Annotated in this window: 19 protein-coding genes; 4 read left to right on the top strand and 15 right to left on the bottom strand. The window is 69.7% G+C overall.

The window, feature by feature from the left end; genetic code table 11:
• Window position 1: 1 nt before the first annotated feature.
• The 3 genes from M1M07_RS00555 to M1M07_RS00545 form a co-directional block, all read right to left on the bottom strand.
• Window positions 2-928 carry a cation diffusion facilitator family transporter gene (locus tag M1M07_RS00555; RefSeq protein ID WP_248672955.1) on the bottom strand — a complete coding sequence of 309 codons (927 nt, stop codon included), beginning with the start codon at window positions 926-928 and terminating at the stop codon, window positions 2-4.
• Between the two features lie 88 nt (window positions 929-1016).
• Window positions 1017-2201 carry an aromatic acid exporter family protein gene (locus M1M07_RS00550; protein ID WP_197254946.1) on the bottom strand — a complete coding sequence of 395 codons (1185 nt, stop codon included), beginning with the start codon at window positions 2199-2201 and terminating at the stop codon, window positions 1017-1019.
• A gap of 4 nt (window positions 2202-2205) precedes the next feature.
• Window positions 2206-2622 (bottom strand): DUF3151 domain-containing protein, encoded by a 417-nt coding sequence (locus tag M1M07_RS00545; protein ID WP_248672954.1) that lies wholly within the window; start codon window positions 2620-2622, stop codon window positions 2206-2208.
• A 78-nt stretch (window positions 2623-2700) separates the two neighbouring features.
• Between M1M07_RS00545 and M1M07_RS00540 the strand changes: the two genes are divergently transcribed.
• Window positions 2701-3906 carry a hypothetical protein gene (locus M1M07_RS00540; RefSeq protein WP_248672953.1) on the top strand — a complete coding sequence of 402 codons (1206 nt, stop codon included), beginning with the start codon at window positions 2701-2703 and terminating at the stop codon, window positions 3904-3906.
• A 72-nt stretch (window positions 3907-3978) separates the two neighbouring features.
• Here M1M07_RS00540 and fbaA read toward each other — a convergent pair whose 3' ends face one another.
• A complete protein-coding gene (gene fbaA / locus M1M07_RS00535; protein ID WP_248672952.1) occupies window positions 3979-5016 on the bottom strand; it encodes a class II fructose-bisphosphate aldolase in 1038 nt (345 codons plus the stop codon).
• A gap of 185 nt (window positions 5017-5201) precedes the next feature.
• Here fbaA and M1M07_RS00530 point away from each other — a divergent pair, with 185 nt between their 5' ends.
• Window positions 5202-6050 (top strand): VTT domain-containing protein, encoded by an 849-nt coding sequence (locus M1M07_RS00530; RefSeq protein WP_308200752.1) that lies wholly within the window; start codon window positions 5202-5204, stop codon window positions 6048-6050.
• 64 nt (window positions 6051-6114) lie between these two features.
• On the opposite strand, the gene M1M07_RS00525 is transcribed toward M1M07_RS00530, so the two are convergent.
• The 5 genes from M1M07_RS00525 to M1M07_RS00505 are packed head-to-tail and all read right to left on the bottom strand — an operon-like array spanning window position 6115 to window position 10767.
• Entirely contained in the window at window positions 6115-7458 is a 1344-nt protein-coding gene (locus tag M1M07_RS00525) for an LLM class flavin-dependent oxidoreductase (protein ID WP_197254874.1), read from the bottom strand.
• Window positions 7459-7497: 39 nt separating this feature from the next.
• The gene (locus M1M07_RS00520) at window positions 7498-8622 is read right to left on the bottom strand and encodes a glycoside hydrolase family 76 protein (protein ID WP_248672951.1); all 1125 of its coding nucleotides are present in this window, start codon (window positions 8620-8622) and stop codon (window positions 7498-7500) included.
• Window positions 8623-8675: 53 nt separating this feature from the next.
• A complete protein-coding gene (locus M1M07_RS00515) occupies window positions 8676-9344 on the bottom strand; it encodes an RNA methyltransferase (RefSeq protein WP_248672950.1) in 669 nt (222 codons plus the stop codon).
• A gap of 2 nt (window positions 9345-9346) precedes the next feature.
• Window positions 9347-9955, bottom strand: coding sequence for a DUF6636 domain-containing protein (locus tag M1M07_RS00510; RefSeq protein WP_248672949.1), 609 nt, complete (start codon window positions 9953-9955; stop codon window positions 9347-9349).
• Between the two features lie 41 nt (window positions 9956-9996).
• Window positions 9997-10767, bottom strand: coding sequence for an SDR family oxidoreductase (locus tag M1M07_RS00505; protein WP_248672948.1), 771 nt, complete (start codon window positions 10765-10767; stop codon window positions 9997-9999).
• 63 nt (window positions 10768-10830) lie between these two features.
• Between M1M07_RS00505 and M1M07_RS00500 the strand changes: the two genes are divergently transcribed.
• Both M1M07_RS00500 and M1M07_RS00495 read left to right on the top strand, forming a co-directional pair.
• Window positions 10831-11277: a hypothetical protein gene (locus M1M07_RS00500; protein ID WP_197254870.1), complete on the top strand. Its 447-nt coding sequence runs from the start codon at window positions 10831-10833 to the stop codon at window positions 11275-11277.
• Between the two features lie 92 nt (window positions 11278-11369).
• On the top strand, window positions 11370-11561 hold the full coding sequence (locus M1M07_RS00495; protein ID WP_248672947.1) for a hypothetical protein: 192 nt from the start codon (window positions 11370-11372) through the stop codon (window positions 11559-11561).
• A 39-nt stretch (window positions 11562-11600) separates the two neighbouring features.
• Here M1M07_RS00495 and M1M07_RS00490 read toward each other — a convergent pair whose 3' ends face one another.
• From M1M07_RS00490 to M1M07_RS00465, 6 genes are all read right to left on the bottom strand, one after another.
• Window positions 11601-12377, bottom strand: coding sequence for a lysoplasmalogenase family protein (locus M1M07_RS00490; RefSeq protein ID WP_248672946.1), 777 nt, complete (start codon window positions 12375-12377; stop codon window positions 11601-11603).
• A gap of 31 nt (window positions 12378-12408) precedes the next feature.
• Entirely contained in the window at window positions 12409-13560 is a 1152-nt protein-coding gene (gene galK / locus M1M07_RS00485; protein WP_248672945.1) for a galactokinase, read from the bottom strand.
• Entirely contained in the window at window positions 13557-14663 is a 1107-nt protein-coding gene (gene galT, locus M1M07_RS00480; RefSeq protein ID WP_248673017.1) for a galactose-1-phosphate uridylyltransferase, read from the bottom strand. The genes galK and galT overlap by 4 nt, the downstream gene beginning before the upstream one ends.
• An 18-nt stretch (window positions 14664-14681) precedes the next feature.
• On the bottom strand, window positions 14682-15215 hold the full coding sequence (gene pyrE / locus M1M07_RS00475) for an orotate phosphoribosyltransferase (protein WP_197254864.1): 534 nt from the start codon (window positions 15213-15215) through the stop codon (window positions 14682-14684).
• An 82-nt stretch (window positions 15216-15297) separates the two neighbouring features.
• Window positions 15298-15915 carry a LemA family protein gene (locus M1M07_RS00470; RefSeq protein WP_248672944.1) on the bottom strand — a complete coding sequence of 206 codons (618 nt, stop codon included), beginning with the start codon at window positions 15913-15915 and terminating at the stop codon, window positions 15298-15300.
• Window positions 15916-16006: 91 nt separating this feature from the next.
• The gene (locus M1M07_RS00465; RefSeq protein ID WP_197254860.1) at window positions 16007-16798 is read right to left on the bottom strand and encodes an SDR family oxidoreductase; all 792 of its coding nucleotides are present in this window, start codon (window positions 16796-16798) and stop codon (window positions 16007-16009) included.
• Window positions 16799-16837 lie beyond the last annotated feature (39 nt).

Raw genomic sequence — 16837 nt, 5'->3', positions numbered from 1 at the left:
CCTACCAGGTGACGTCGTCCTCACACCGGCGTCCGTCGACGACGGTTTCGATCTGCACGGTCGCGTGGTCGAGGCCGTGGCCGGACAGCACGGTGCGGGCGGAGTCGAGGACCCATCGGGAGTCGTGGTCGCTGACCAGGTGCACGGTCGCGACGTCCATTCCGGTCGTCAGAGTCCAGACGTGCAGATCGTGGACGCCGGCCACGCCGGGCAGGGCCGCGAGGTCCGCGCGGACCGCGTCGACGTCCAGGTGCGCCGGCGACGCCTGCGTGAGGATCCGCAGCGAAGCAGCGGCCAGCTTCAACGCGCGCGGCACGACCCACAGCGAAATGAGGACACCGACGACGATGTCCGCGTAGTCCCAGCCGAAGCCGATGATCAACGCACCGGCGATCAGGACGCCGACGCTGCCGACCGCGTCGGCGAGCACTTCGAGGTAGGCGCCGCGGACGGCGAGGCTGTCCTTCGCGTCGCTGCGCAGCAGGTACATCACCACGAGGTTCGCGGCGAGTCCGGCGACAGCGGTGAGGATCATCGCCAGCCCGGGCAGTTCCGGGGTGTCACCGATGCGCTCGATCGCCTCGTAGAACACCCAGGCCGCGACGGCGAGCAGCAGGACGGCATTGGCCATCGCGGTGAGCACCTCGGCGCGGTGCCAGCCGAACGTGCGGGCCGCGGCGGTGCTGCCGCGTCGTGCCAGCAGGAGCGCGACCAATCCCATCGACATGCCGACGACGTCGGTGAGCATGTGCCCGGCGTCGGCGAGCAGCGACAGCGACCCGATCAGCAGGCCGACGGTGGCTTCGAGGATCAGGAATCCGACGAGGATGCCGAGCGCGATCGCCATCCGGCGGATCGTCGTCCTGGAAGGACCGACGCCGCCGTTCTCGCGTCCCACTCCGTGTGAATGCCCGTGACCGGCCCCCATGACTCTCCCTCCGAATCCCGGACAGCATATGCACACATGCGCATGTATTCAATACTTCCGCTGCGGGGGACGGGAATCCGTCACCCGGTCAGGCCGGAAATCGGTTCCCGTCATCCGAGGTGGGACGGGGTTCGGGGTCGTAGTCGCTGACGAGCTCGGGACGATAGGCGGGAGTGTCCGTGGTCGGCGGCAGGGTCGCGATCGCGGAGATGCGTTCCATGCCCGCGGCCTGCATGAGGTCGACGATCAGTGAACGCAACTGCGCGAACACCACCGTCGCGGACAGGCCGGCACCCTCGATCAGTTCCGGCCTCATCTTGCGGGCGACGCTGCGCAACACCCGCGCGGCCTCGGCCTGATCGGGTTGATCCCCCGGCTCCGCGAGGATCATCTCGCGGAGTACGTCGAGGGCTTTCGCGATGTCCTGGATGCGCTGAACGAGCCGAGGGTCGAGGATCTCGTCGTCGCGCACCAGCGACAGCGACCGCCGGGCCAGGACCCGGATGTTGCGCATCGCGTTGTCGATCGGATCGGCCGCCGCCGTCAGCCGTTCGAGCCGGGGTTTGGTGTTCCAGTACAGCGGGGAGATCCGGCTGATCTCCCGACCACCCTTGAGGTGGGTGCGCATCCCGTCGATCGCCGGCTGCGTCGCGCGGGCCTGCTGCAGCGCCTCGTCGATCGGCTTCGGATTGTTCTCCACCAACCCGGCCTCGACCTTCCACAGCACGTCCCTGGCAGTCGCCAGGATCCCCGCCGCGTCGCGCCGCGCGCGGCGAACCGGGTGGGTCGGCACCATCGCGACCACCGCGATCCCGACGAGGCCGCCGACCAGGGCGTCGACCATCCGGTCGATGCCCCCGGTGCCTCCGGGCGGGATCAGGGTGGCGACCAGCACCGCGGAATTGCCGGCCTGCATCGCGAAGATCACGCCACCGTTGATCAGTACCGCCGTGGACATGGCCATCACCACGACCAGCGCGATCTGCCAGGGACCGCTGCCGATCATCGAGATGATCAGGTCGCCGACCCCGATGCCGATCGTGACGCCGCAGACCAGCTCCACCGATCGCCGCAGCCGCGCGCCCAGGGACAACCCGAGGGACACGACCGCGGCGATCGGTGCGAAGAAGGGACGCTCGTGCCCGACCGGACCGGTCGCCACCCACCAGGCCAAACCGGCCGCGAGCGCGCACTGGACGATCGGCAGAGCCGACCTGCGCAGTCTCGCCGCCGGTCCCCGCAGGCGGCGGCGGATCTCGGTTCGGTCGAGCAGGCGCCTATTCGACGCCGAGCTCACGAGCGGCCCGCGGATCGCAGTCCTCGAGCAGGTCGAGGCAGCGGGCGTGCTCGTCGGTCTCGCCGATCGCCTGCGCGGCCCGGGCGAGAGCGGCGACGCACCGCAGGAATCCGCGGTTCGGTTCGTGCTCGAACGGCACCGGGCCGAAGCCCTTCCACCCGTTGCGCCGCAGCTGGTCGAGGCCGCGGTGGTAGCCGGTGCGGGCGTATGCGTAGGCGGTGATCGTCTCGCCACGCTCGAGCGCGGCCTCCGCCAGGTACGCCCACGCGATGGACGCCGTCGGATGGTCCGCCGCGACCTTCGCGGGGTCCTCGTGGTTGAGCAGTGCCGATTCCGCGTCGTCGTCGCCGGGAAGCAGGGTGGGCTGAGGTCCGAGGAGATCACCGAAAGAGGTCATGGCGACCATTCTGCCCGGCGGCGCTCGAGGCTGGATAGGCTGCCCGGGAAACCGTAGGCCGTCGAACGAGGTGCATTCGTGCCGGATCCGAAGAACGAAGACGCTTCCACTCCCCCGGACGCGGCGACAGCGCCGCAGCAGCAGGCCGGATCCGACGACGCCGGATCGGACAACCCCGTGGACGCCGGCACCGGGTCCGGCGCGGCAGGTGAGCCCGAAGCGTCCGCGTCGTCGGGCGACAGTGCCGACGCAGGCGAGAGTGCCGACGCAGGCGAGAGTGCCGAGCCCGCAGGTTCCGAAACACCGGAAGACGCCGACACCGAGACCGTGGGGATCCCTGCCGCCGGTGCCCGCGCATCCGAGACTTCCCCGCCCGCAGCGCCCGAGGCCGAGTCCGACGAGAAGACCGACGGTGCCGAAGGTGGAGACACCGAGGACACCGGGACGCCCGAGGACGCCGGAGCTGCGAAGAGCGCCGGGACCCGGACGACCGCAGAGAGCCCGGCGGATACCGCGCCGACCGTCGCAATCCCCGCCGCCGATGCCGAGACCGTGGCGATCCCCGTCGCCCGCGCGTCCGAGACCCGCAAATCCGACGCCGCCGAGCCCGACGCCACCGAAACCTCGGCCGACGAGGCGAGCGCGAAAACCGAGAAGACCGAGCAGTCCGATGCGACGGCACCGGAGGCTGCCGACGCCGAGACCGTGCAGATCCCGGTGCGGGCGCACGTGCCCCACAGGAGGCAGCCGCAGCGCATCGAGCCGCGTTCGGCCGAACCTGCCCGCCCCGAACCGCAGCGTTTCCAGCCGCAGCCGACCCCGCAGCGCATCGAACCGGCGTCCTCGGGCCGCAGCGGCAAGCGCTGGGCCGTCGCCGCGACCGTCGCGGGAGTGCTGGTGATCGCGGCGATCGTCGTGTCGGCGCTGCTGGTGTATCTCGATCATCGGGCCGAAAACTCCCCCGAGGCACGGATACGCGCGAGCGTGGACACGTTCGTGACGGCGCTCGCAGCCGGCGACCTCGCGACGCTGCGCACGTCGACGTGCGGGGGGCTGGCCGATTTCTACGCGACGGTGGATCCGGCGAAGTTCGCGGAGATCCACGAATTGGCGGAGCAGCAGGGCTCGGTGCCGGTGGTGACGAGCATCGACAAGGTCCAGATCACGGACTCGCACGCGATCGTGCAGGTCACCGCGCATCCGACAGGGACACCGACCGATGTCACCGAGCGGACCTTCGACCTGTCCGAGGTGGGCGGGGAATGGAAGGTCTGCGGCGAATGAAAACCTGGGGCGAATAGCGCTCGTGCGTGTTTCCGGTAGCCGGAGCTACCGGAAACACGCACGAGGGGTGTTCTAGCCTGCGGAGACCGAACGGCCGGCCGACTTCAGGTCGTTGCAGGCCTCGATGACGCGGGCGGTCATCGACGCCTCGGCCTTCTTGAGGTAGCTGCGCGGATCGTAGGTCTTCTTGTTGCCGACCTCGCCGTCCACCTTGAGGACCCCGTCGTAGTTCTGGAACATGTGGGCCGCGATGGGACGGGTGAACGCGTACTGGGTGTCGGTGTCGACGTTCATCTTCACGACGCCGTAGCTCAGCGCCTCGTCGATCTCGGACTTCAGCGAGCCGGAGCCACCGTGGAAGACCAGGTCGAACGGCTTGGAACCGGCCGGCAGACCCAGCTTCTTCGAGGCGGCGGCCTGGCCCTCGGCGAGGACGGACGGCTTGAGCTTGACGTTGCCCGGCTTGTAGACGCCGTGGACGTTGCCGAACGTCGCGGCCAGCAGGTACTGGCCCTTGTCGCCGGCGCCGAGCGCATCGACGGTCTTCTCGAAGTCCTCGATCGTGGTGTAGAGCTTCTCGTTGATGGCGTTCTCGACGCCGTCCTCTTCACCGCCGACGACGCCGATCTCGATCTCGAGGATGATCTTCGCGGCCTGCGCGGCCGAGAGGAGCTCCTGGGCGATCTCGAGGTTCTCGTCGATCGGAACGGCCGAGCCGTCCCACATGTGCGACTGGAACAGCGGGTTGCGGCCGGCGTTCACGCGCTCCTGGGAGATCGCGATGAGCGGGCGCACGAAGGTGTCGAGCTTGTCCTTCGGGCAGTGGTCGGTGTGCAGGGCGATGGTGACGTCGTACTTCTCGGCGACGACGTGCGCGAACTCGGCGAGCGCGACCGCGCCGGTCACCATGTCCTTCACGCCCAGACCGGAACCGAACTCGGCACCACCGGTCGAGAACTGGATGATGCCGTCGCTACCGGCGTCCGCGAAGCCCTTGATGGCGGCGTTGATGGTTTCGGACGACGTGCAGTTGATCGCGGGGAACGCAAAGGAATGCTCCTTGGCGCGGGCGATCATCTCGGCGTAAACCTCGGGAGTCGCGATAGGCACAGCGGCTGTCCTCCAGATGAGATGTTGTCGCCTACCTGCGGTGCCGGTAGGCGCACGGGTTGTCCTTGCAGTATGTCAACAGTCCCCGGTACTGCACAGTTGGGTCGAGCTCCGGACCGTTGCGCGGCCCCGTCGCGGAGACACCGAGCCTCGTCGGTCCGTGTGCCGCCGGTACCCTGGGGTCCGTGACTTTCTTGGAAACCTCGGAATCTGTGACCAATCTGGCCCTGTTACCGGGTTTCCTGGATCCGGTCAATCTGCTCAATTCGTTCGGCACGTGGATCCTGATCGGCCTGCTGGTGGTCGTGTTCATCGAGTCGGGTCTGCTGTTCCCGCTGCTGCCGGGCGACTCGCTGCTGTTCACCGCCGGTCTCATCGTCGCAGGCAAGTCCGCGGAGGTCGAGCCGTTCGCGCCGCTGTGGGTGCTGCTGGTGGCGATCCCGATCGCTGCGATCCTCGGCGACCAGGTGGGCTATCTCATCGGCACGAAGGGCGGCACCGCCCTGTTCAAGAGCAACGACGCGAAGTTCTTCAAGAAAAAGTACATCGACGAGTCGCACGCCTTCTTCCTGCGGCACGGGCCGATCACCATCGTGCTGGCCCGGTTCGTCCCGATCGTCCGCACGTTCGCGCCGCTCGTGGCCGGTGCCGCGAAGATGCCCTACCGCGTGTTCATCACCTACAACATCATCGGTGGTGTGCTGTGGGGCGCGGGCATCACGCTGCTCGGTTACCTGCTCGGGCAGATCGGGTTCATCCGCGACAACGTCGACCTGATCTTCCTGCTCATCGTGTTCGTCTCCGTCGTGCCGATCATGATCGAAGTCGGCAAGCGCGTCCTCGGGAAGAGCGACAGCGCCGAGTCCGGCAGCGCCCACGAGGGCACGTCCACCCCCGCCTCCGCGGACCGGGTCGCCGACAACGAGAAGACCCTCGTCATCGACACCTCGGCGTTCACCGACCAGCCGCGGCGCACCGACGACTCGGCCGTCGACACCACGCCGATCCGGACTCCGGGTCAGCCGAACAACTGACCACAAGCGACGACGAGGCCCCTTCCGCTACGGAAGGGGCCTCGTGCGTTTCCGGGCTCCGCCTCTAGACCGCGACGGCCGCGAACTGGCTGGCCGGGCGCGGCAACCCGAAGTGGTCGCGCAGCGTGCGGCCGCTGTACTCGGTGCGGAACAGGCCGCGTTCCTGCAGGATCGGCACGACCTGCGAGGTGAACGCCTCGAGTCCCTGCGGGTACTGCGGCGGCATCACGTTGAAGCCGTCCGCGCCGCCCTGCGTGAACCATTCCTCGATGGTGTCGGCGACCTGCTCGGCGGTGCCGGCGAACACGCGGTGTCCACGCGCGCCCGCGAGCCGGTGCAGCAGGCCGCGCAGCGTCGGCCGGTCGCGTTCGACGATGTTCGCGACGACCTGCTTGCGGCTGGCGGTGTTGTCGGTGACGGTGCCCGCGTCGCCGAACACGTCGAGCGGGACCGTCTCGTCGAGCCGGAGGTGACGCAGCGACACCTGCGCGATGTTCTCGAGCTGGGTCAGCCCGTACTCGACGACCGTCAGCTCGTTGAACTCGCGTTCGAGCGCGTGGGCCTCGGCCTCGGTGTCGCCGATGAACGGGCTGATGCCGGGCAGGATCTTCACGTGATCGGGGTTGCGGCCGAATTCGACCGCCCGCTTCTTGATGTCGGCGTAGAACGCCTGCGCGTCGGACAACCGCTGGTGGGCGGTGAAGATCGCCTCCGCGTACCGGCCGGCGAAGTCACGGCCGTCGTTGGACGACCCGGCCTGCACGAGCACCGGATGTCCCTGCGGCGAGCGTGCCGCACCGAACGGCCCGGCGACCTTCAGGTGCTTGCCCTCGAAATTGACCGGGTGGATCTTCCCGGTGTCCGCGTAGATGCCGCGGTCCTTGTCGATGACGAGCGCATCGTCCTCCCAGCTGTCCCACAGCTTGACGACGGCATCGACGAACTCGCGGGCCCGTTCGTACCGGGTGGCGTGGTCGGGGTGCGCGTCGAGCCCGAAGTTCGCGGCGGCCTTGTCGGTCCCGGTGGTGACGATGTTCCAGCCCGCGCGACCCCCGGAGATGTGGTCGAGCGAGGAGAACAGGCGAGCCAGGTTGTAGGGCTCGTAGTAGGTGGTCGACGCGGTCGCGATCAGACCCAGGTGGGTGGTGGCCGACGCGATCGCGGTGAGCAGCGTGATCGGCTCGAAGCCGTAGGTCGCGTTGAACCGCACGTCGGTGCGCAGCGCCGGACCGTCGGCGAGGAACACCGCGTCGAGCTTCGCCGCCTCCGCGGTCCGTCCGATGTCCTGGTAGTACGTGACGTCGTAGAGCCGCTCCGGGGTGCTGCCCGGATGCCGCCACGATGCCTCGTGGTGGCCGGTCGGATAGATGAAGGCGTTGAGGCTGAGCTGACGTCGTTGTTCGGTCATGTTCCTACAAGTAGACCCGGGCCCGCGTCGCGAACAGGGTTAAGGTTGCGACGATCGTAAAGCCCGCTCGGTCGCGACCGCGTGTGCCGCTTCCATCAGCATCCATCCGCCGAGCTGCACCGACAGGTCCCGTTCGGCGATCTCGGACTCGTGGACGGTACCGCCGGAGAACCGGGCGATGGCGTGACCGGAGCCGGGCAGCCGGGCCTGCACCGACCAGTCCCGGCCGAACAGCGGGAGTTCCTCGATCTGCAGGCGGTTGTCCCAGGCCGCGTCCGCCGACATCAGCACCAGGCGGGCGGCGGTGTTGCGGGCGCGTTCGTCGTCGACGTCGTGGACCGGCAGACTCGTCGCGACCATCGCGAGGTACCGGGCGAGGATGCCGTTGAACAGTCCGCCGTCTCCCCCGCCTCCGCCGGTGATGACGCTGGCGTCGGCGAGTTCGAGGTCGACGGCGTCGACGAGGGCGTGCACCCGCTTGCGGTGCCGGTCGTCGCCGATGCGGATCGCCAGGTCGGTTTCGAGTCCGAGCACCACGCCCTGGCAGTAGCTGTAGATCGCGCGTTCGATCTTCCCGTTGCGGATGCCGTCGAAGATCAGGCCGGTCTCGGGATCCTTGAGGGTCTCGTCGATCCAGTCCGCGATCTCCTGGGCGCGCCACACCTTGCCGGTGCGGGACAGCAGGAGACCGGCGGGCCCGTTGGCGGGGGTGTTGAAGAAGTTGTCGCGTCGACGCCACGGCAATCCGCCGCCGCGCTCGGGCTGCCACGCCGCGAACAGCGCATCCTCGAGATCCGCGATGCCCTTGCGGTGATCCACCAACAGGTGCCGCTGTGCGCGTTCGAGCGCGAGACCGAGCCACGCCATGTCGTCGTAGTAGTTGTTGGTCCACCCGGTGAGGTTGCGGATGCGGTGGGTGCGCGTGAGCCGGACGACGCGTCGCCGGCGTCGCGGTGTCGCATCGCGTTCGGCGGCGTCGACGGCGAGATCGATCAGGTGCGCCTGCCACCAGTAGTGCCACGTGAGGAACAGCCGTTCGCGGCGAACCGGGGGCCATCCGACGACCCCCATGGCGGTACCGGGCAGAGCCCACAACCGGCGTATGTGCCGGGAGTCGACGGCAGCCTCGGCGGCATCGGCCCGCTCGGTCCACAGTTCCGACATGACGTCGATCATCCTCACTTCACGATGGGTGTGCTACCACCAGGCGACGTACGTCACCACGCACGCGTCAGGTCCGCATGTTGACGTATCCAGGCGTGCATCGCGATTCCCGCGGCGACCCCGGCGTTGATGCTGCGGGTCGAACCGAACTGGGCGATGGACACCGTCGTCGACGCGACCTCCCGCGCCCGCTCGGTGACGCCGGGGCCCTCCTGCCCGAACAGCAGCAGGCAGTGGTACGGCAGCGTCGTCGTCTCCAACGGCACCGAACCCGGGGTGTTGTCGACCGCGACGATCTCGATGTTGCGGTCCGCCGCCCAATCGATCAACGCGTCCACATCCGGATGGTGCATCAGATGCTGATAACGGTCGGTTACCATGGCGCCCCGGCGATTCCAGCGTCGGCGACCCACGATGTGCACGGTGGCCGCGGCGAACGCGTTCGCGGTACGCACGACCGTGCCGATGTTCGCGTCGTGCCCGAAGTTCTCGATCGCCACGTGCAGCGGATGCCGGCGCGTGTCGATGTCCGCGACGATCGCCTCCCGCGTCCAGTAGCGGTACGCGTCGACCACGTTGCGGCGGTCGCCGTGCGCGAGCAGTTCCGGGTCGTAGCGCGGATCCTGCGGGGGTTCGGTACCGAACTCGTCGATCCAGGGGCCGACGCCGTGCGGGTGCTCACCCCACTCGGTCGGTCCGGCAGCCTCGTCGTCGGGGGTCACGGTCAGAACGTCTCGTTCGAACCGGCCGCGACCGTGAAGCCGTGTCCGGTGCCGTCGTTGACGCAGGTGACGTCCGTCTCGGTCGTGGTGCACGAGTACCCGAGCTTCGACAGCGTCGCACCGGCGGGCAGTACGGCGGTGTCGCCGTCGGACAGGTAGACCGGGCCGCCGGAGCACATGAACGCACCCTCGCCCTCGTTGGCAACCCGAATACCGTTGCCCCAGTTGACGACACAGTCGTCGGGTCGCGGCGGAACCGGATCGGTGGTGCCTTCACATCCGGCTTCGGTGCGGGTGGGCAGCTTGACGATGCCGCAGTGGAACTGCCCGTCCGGGCTGGTGAAGTAGTACGACTCGTTGCGCTCGTAGGGCACGTCGACGAGCGAGGTCGGTGCTTCCGGCTCGGTCGTCGCGACGGTCGTGGTGACCGGTTCCGTCGTCGTGGTCACCGGCGCGACGGTCGTGGTGGTCGGCGCCGGAGTGCTCGTGGTGGTAGTCGGTGCCGCCGCAACGGATTCCGTCTGCGTGCTCTCGTCCGTGCTCCCACATCCCGCGAGCAGCAGACCCGCCACCGTCACCACACCGATCGACGTCACCCGACGCACGTTCACGCAACTCCCTCCGAAGACCCGGGTGTCACTCTATCGGCCGGTCACCTGTGGCCCGTGAGCCACCGGTTCACCAGACGGTTGACCGGCGCCGGCGACACCTGCGCGGTCGCGGCGAACAGCTTCGCCTGCCATCCCACCGGCCGGTGCACCTTCCAGCGCGGCTGCCCGGCCCGGGTCGCCTCGTACAGGGCGCGCGCCACGTCCTCGGCGGTGAGGTGGATCCCGAGAGACCGAGTCGCGCCGGTGTCCATGCCGGTCGTCATCGCGGTGTCGACGAACAGCGGCCATATCGCCAGCACCCGGATGTCGTGCTCGGCCCACTCGATCTCGAGCGCCTCGGTCAGGCCGCGCACCGCGAACTTGGTGGCGCTGTAGGTCGCGAGTTCCGGCTGGCCGTAGAGCGCCGACGCCGAGCACAGGTTCACCACGTGCGAGCCCGGTGTGACACGCAGATACTCGAATGCCGCATGGCAACCGTTGACGGTGCCGGTCACGTTGACGTCGACGATCCGGCGGTGCCGTTCGATCGGAGTGTCGGCGAACGGGCCCGACGACAACACCCCCGCGTTGTTGACGAGGATGTCGAGGCGACCGTCCGGGCAGAACGCCTTCAGCGACCGTGCCCACTGCTCGGGGTCGGTGACGTCGAGGACCCCGGTGACGATCCCGGGCTGGTCCGCCGCGAGGATCTCCAGGCCCTCGGCGTCGACGTCGAACGCGCCGACCCGATAGCCGCGGCGCGCGAAGAGCAGGGCGGTGGCACGACCGATACCGGCGGCGGCGCCGGTGACGAACACGCTGGTGGCAGGCATGAACGCCAGCCTAGCGACCCCGACGCGACCGCACGTGCGGACTATCCTGGTGTCGGAGGAGTCATGAACCACCAGCGTGTCGCGCGTGCCGTGGCCGTCGTCACCGGCGGGTACGTACTCGTACTCGCCCTGTGGCTCACGTACTTCGTGGGCGGCTCTCCCGAGGGCACGATCGGATTCCAGGTGATCTTCCTGGTCTGCGCGTACGGTTCCGCGCTGGGCCTGGCCATGATCGCCGCCGGACGCCCGCCCCGCCGCGACCGCCGCCTGCTCCGGCGCGGGCTCGAAGGGTGGGCGACGATCCGCTCGGCGACCCCGATCGCACACACCGTCGACAACGGCGAGATCACCGAACTCGACCTCGACCTGACGGTGCCCGGTTCCGAGTCCTACCGCGGCCGGGTGGTCTACGAGGTGACCCCGGAATTCGCCGAGGCCTTCGAGCCGGGGCGGGTGATCACCATCCGGGTCGATCCGAAGAACCGCGATCGGATCGTGTTGTGCCCGTGAGCGGCTCGCGTCACCGGCCGGGCGACACAGGCCGCGGCATGTAGTCCGGACGAAGTCTTCCCGGGCGTGCACCGGCTTGGAATGGTGTTTCCATGCGCAAAACGATGTGCGTCCTGACGATCGCGACCGGAATTGCGGTGGGATCCGCCGGCACGGCCGTCGCCCTGTCGCCTCCGGTCGCTCCCACGAACATCGCCACCCCGTGGTGCACCCATCACACGCCGTACCTGCACCTGACGGCGCTCACCTGCCTGGCGAGCATCGTCTCGACAGGTTCCGCCTGATCACCGCTGCCCGGTAGTCCCCTGAACGTTCGTCCGAGGTCACTTGCGGCGACCGGCGAGCATGCCCTCCACCAGCAGCAACTGCGCCGCCGTGTAGGTCGCGAGGATGAACCCTTCGGCCGCAGCCCGCGCCTTCCTGTTCTTCAGCAGTACGCGACGCACCACGATCGTGCCGTCGGAGATCGTGAACACCAGACCACCCAGCCCGAGCCAGCTGCGCCGGTCCGTGGACGGCCGCGGCATCCCCGCCACCTGCTCCGAACCCGGGGCGAGCACCGGATCGGCCGCGAGGGTCGCGGTGGTGGCGAGCAGCGTCCCGTACCCGGTCAGGGGCGCGGCGACGTTGCGGGACTTCGCCGCCAGCAGGCTGCCGGCACCGAGCGCGGCCGCCGCGCGCGGCACCGCGGCGATCGCGTGCGGACGGGCACCGCGCCGCGCCAGCAGCGTCGAATAGCTCGTCTGCATCACCGCGAACGACGCGGCGCCGCGCAGCAGCCGCCGATCGTCGTCCGGGTCGATCATGAACACGTCGCCGACGGTCGCGGCCGCCAGTCCGGTCAGCAGCAGCGCGGTGTCGACGCGGTCGGTGTCCCGGCTGCGGCGCAGCACCCGCACCGCGAGTGCCGGAGCGATCAGTGGTTTGGCGACCTGCTGCAGCTTCTCGTTGCCGAGCACCCCACCGAGTACCGTCGCCGCGGTCGCGGCGGCGAACACCGCATGTTCGGCGCCCCACTTCCTCCTGCCGAACCAACCTGTGCTGAACCCGGCTGTGCTGAACCCGGCTGTGCTGAACCCGGCTGTGCTGAACCCACCCATGGAGGGCACAGTACCGTTCGCATTCCGCCGCTCACGCCGTGTCGCAGCGGTGGGCCCCGGCGGCCGGTGCCACCTCCCAGAATCTCGGCTGCGGCAGTCCGCGCCGCTCGGCCGCAACCAGCACGGCACGCGAGATCACCTCGACCGCGTCCGCCTCGCACAGCGCGAGCGCCGAACCACCGAAACCTCCCCCGACCATGCGGGCGCCGAGCGCCCCGGCGTCGCGCGCGGCGTCTACGGCCGAATCCAGTTCGACGGAGCTGACCTCGAAGTCGTCGCGCAGGGAGCGGTGCGAGGCGTCGAGCAAGGGGCCGAGCGCCCGCACGTCACCGGCGTCGAGCGCGTCCACCGCGGCACGGACCCGGCCGACCTCGGTGACGACGTGCCGCGCCCGACGCAGCAGCGCCTCGTCCGTCAGCGAATCCTGCAGAACCGAAACATCTTCCACGTCACGCAGGATCGCGACCCCGAGTTGCCGCGCCGCGTCCTCGACCGCGCGGCGACGCTGCGCGTACTGCCCGTCGACGAGGCGGTGCGGTGCGGCGGTGTCGACGACGAGCAACGTCAGGCCGTCGGCGGCCGGGTCGAACGGGACGTGCCGGACCTGACCGGTGCGGCAGTCCAGCAGCATCGCGTGCCCGGCCCGCCCGCGCAGCGAGACCTGCTGATCCATACCACCGGTGGGGACGCCGACGAAGTCGTTCTCGGCGCGCATGCAGGCGGACGCGAGCGCCGCGCGGCCGGTGTCGTCCGTGGCCCGTCCGTACAGTTCGGCCAGCGCCAGCGCGACCGCGCATTCGAGCGCCGCGGAACTCGACAACCCCGCACCGACCGGGACGTCCGAGGCCACCGCGACGTCGGCTCCTGCGAAACCGGCCGGTCCGAGGGCCCACACGACCCCGGCGACATAGGCCGCCCAGCCTGGGACCGCGCGGGACGCGAGGTCGGTGACGGTGACGTCGACCTCGGGGAATCCGGCGCTGCGCAGTCGCAGGATCCCGTCGACGCGGCGGCGCATCGCGACGGCCGTGCGGTGGTCGAGTGCCATCGGCAGGCACAGCCCGTCCGCGTAGTCGACGTGTTCGCCGATCAGGTTGACCCGCCCGGGCGCGCACCACACCCCGTCCGGGGTTCCGCCGAAGTCGTCGACGAACCGCGCGCGGGCGTCGCTGCACACGCTCATTCCGCGACCTTCCGCAGACGTGCCGCGATGCGCTCGGGCGTCGTGTCGCTGATCCATGCCCCCATCGCCGATTCCGATCCGGCGAGATATTTGAGCTTGTCGACGGTGCGGCGCACCGAGAACACCTGCGCGAACAGCCGCCCGTGTTCGCGACCGTCCCCCACCGGGGCCTGGTGCCACGCCGCGACGTACGGCACCCGGTCCCGCCCGTCGAAGAACCGGTCGACGCGGCCGAGCACGTCCCGGTACATCAGCGCCAGCTCGTCGCGTTCGTCGTCGGTGAGCGCCGCCAGATCCGGAACGTCGCGGTGCGGGGCCACGTGCACCTCGACGGGCCAGCGGGCCGCCGCGGGCACATACGCGGTCCAGTGCGCACCGGCCGCGACGACGCGGGTGCCGGCGCGGCGTTCGGCGTCGAGCACGTCGCGTTGCAGCGACCGTCCGGTCGCCGCCCGGTGGGCGCGGGCACGGTCGAGCAGCACCTGCGACCGCGGCGGCAGGAACGGGTACGCGTAGATCTGCCCGTGCGGATGTTCCAGTGTCACACCGATTTCCGTGCCGCGGTTCTCGAAGCAGAACACCTGCCGCACACCGGGCAACGCGGAGAGTTCGGCGGTGCGGTCGGCGAGAACGTCGACGACGGTGCGGGCCCGCGACACCGGTAGATCCGCGAACCGTGCGTCGTGATCGGAGGTGAACGCCACCACCTCGCAGCGTCCGCCGGCCGGTCGCCGGGGCCACATCGATTCGTCGTCGACGGCCGGGGCGGCATCCCCGCCGGGGGTCAGCGACGGGAATCGGTTCTCGAACACCACCACGTCGTAGTCGGCGGCCGGAATCTCCGTCGGCGGACCGCCCGGACGGGTCGGGCACAGCGGGCAGTCCGCGGCGCTCGGCAGGAACGTGCGGTCCATCCGATGCGCCGCGAACGTCACCCATTCACCGGTGAGCGGATCCAGACGCAGTTCCGACGTCGCGGTCACCGGCGGAAGGTCGCGGGTGTCGTGCAGATCCCGCGCGGCACCACCGGAGACATACGGTTCGGTGTCGTCGAAGCAGATCAGTTCGCGACCGTCCGCGAGGTGCGTGACGGTGCGGCGCACCCGCGGGGTCACCGGCTGCTACTCGAGGCCCAGGTCCGCCAGGCCCAGCAGCGAGCGGTACTCGAGACCCTCGGCGGCGATGACGGCGTCGGCACCGGTGGCCCGGTCGACGACCGTCGCGACACCGACGACGATCGCGCCGACCTCACGCAGCGCCTTGACGGCGGTGAGCGGCGAGTTGCCGGTGGTGGTGGTGTCCTCGACGACCAGCACGCGCTTGCCGACGACGTCGGGTCCCTCGATCTGACGCTGCATGCCGTGGGCCTTCGCGGCCTTGCGGACGACGAACGCGTCGATGGGCCGGCCCGGGGCGTGCATCACGGCCAGCGCGACCGGATCGGCGCCCATGGTGAGCCCGCCGACGGCGTCGAAGTCCCAGTCGGCGACGAGTTCGCGCAGCAGGCTGCCGATCAGCGGGCCCGCCCGGTGATGCAGGGTCGCGCGGCGCAGGTCCACGTAGTAGTCGGCTTCCTTACCGGATGACAACGTCACCTTGCCGTGCACCACTGCCAGCTCACGCACCAGCGCAGCCAGCTCTTCGCGATCACTCATCGCTCGTCCTCACCGTCGATTGTTCGTGCCGCCGGCCCGCGGGACCGGCGGCAAGAAGCCTAGTCGGTTCGACGACGTACGGTCAGGCCGCGACGGTGCTCGACGCTTCCCCGCCCTCGGTCGCGACCGGCTGCGCGACCTCGACCCGGACCGTGTCCTCCGCCTGCACCGTCTCCTCGGGCAGCAGGGTGACCTCGAACAGGGGGACGGCCTCCACCCCGGCGAGCTTCGCGAAGATCGAGGACGGGAAGCGGCTCACCGTCCTGTTGATCTCGCGGGCGAGATCGTTGTGCACGCGCGCCGCCCCGGCGATGCGCACCTCTCGTTTCCGCAGTTCCCGGGCGACGCGGATGAACGGCCAGTGGGTGCCATCGTCCGGGTCCCCGATGAGTTCGTGCAGCGTCGCGGACAGCGTGTTCTCGGCGGCCGCGCGCTCGCCGAGGCCGAGACGCTGGTCGCGCATCGCGATCGCGAGGGTGCGGGCGCCGACGACCGGGCTGATGCGGCTGCGTTCGACGCCGGCACCGGCCGACGCCGCGATCAGCGCGGGCACGAGATCGTAGCGATCGTCGAGTTCGTTGGCGAGCAGGCGCAGACTGTCGCGGTGTCGGGCTCTGAGCTTCTGCGCGCGGCGCATCGCCGTGCGGGTCGACAGCACGAGCAGCACAATCACAGCGATCACAACAGCCACAACGGTCACGCGCAGAAATGTACCGAGGTGGTCCATGCGTGCGCATCACCGGTCCCGCGTGTCCGCAGGGTGTGTCCGGACCGTGACCTGGCGCACGCTGTCAGGTGCGGCCGCGGCCCCGGCCGAAGAGGTTCGTCAGGCGCCGCACGAGGTTGACCGGGACGAGCCGGCCCGCGGTGGTGAGGACCTTGTACTGCAGGCCGGGAATGCTGCGCACCTTCCCCGCTTCGAGGTCGGCGAGGGACGTACGCACCACCGTGTCGACATCGAGCCACATCCACTCCGGGATCGAGTCCATCTCGATGCCCGCGCGGCGATGGAACTCGGTGTGCACGAAACCGGGGCACAGCGCCTGCACCTGCACGCCCGTCCCCGCGAGACCGCCGGCGAGCCCCTCGGTGAAGGAGACGACGTAGGCCTTGCTGCCCGAGTAGGTGGAGCCCCGGCCGGGCAACAGGCCCGCCACGCTGGCGACGTTGACGATGCGGCCGGAACCGGCCGCGATCATCGGCGGCAGCGCCGCGCGCGTCAGCTGCATCACCGCTGTGACGTTCACGTCCAGCTGCGCCTGCAGCAGTTCCGGTGCCGCCGTCCAGAACTCGCCGGTCGTTCCGAAGCCGGCGTTGTTGACGAGCATGTCCACACCGCGAGCGAGCCGTTCGGCGACGCGGGTCCGTCCCGGCTCGGTCGCGAGGTCGGCGGCCAGGATCTCCGATTCGGCGCCGAGGCGGCCCTTCAGGTCGGCCGCGAGGTCGGCCAGTTTCGTCTCGTTGCGGGCCACCAACACGAGGTCGTAGCCCTGAGCGGCGAGCGCACGGGCGAATCCGGCGCCGATGCCCGAGGTGGGGCCGGTGACGAGAGCGACGGGTCGAGCAGAACGATCCGGTGTCATGCCGGTCACACTAGCGGGTCCTTACCCGCAAGTAATACC

The sequence above is a fragment of the Rhodococcus sp. HM1 genome, assembly GCF_023218075.1.
In the GTDB taxonomy this organism is placed as follows: domain Bacteria; phylum Actinomycetota; class Actinomycetes; order Mycobacteriales; family Mycobacteriaceae; genus Rhodococcus.
This window is presented reverse-complemented; position numbering and strand designations above follow the sequence as displayed.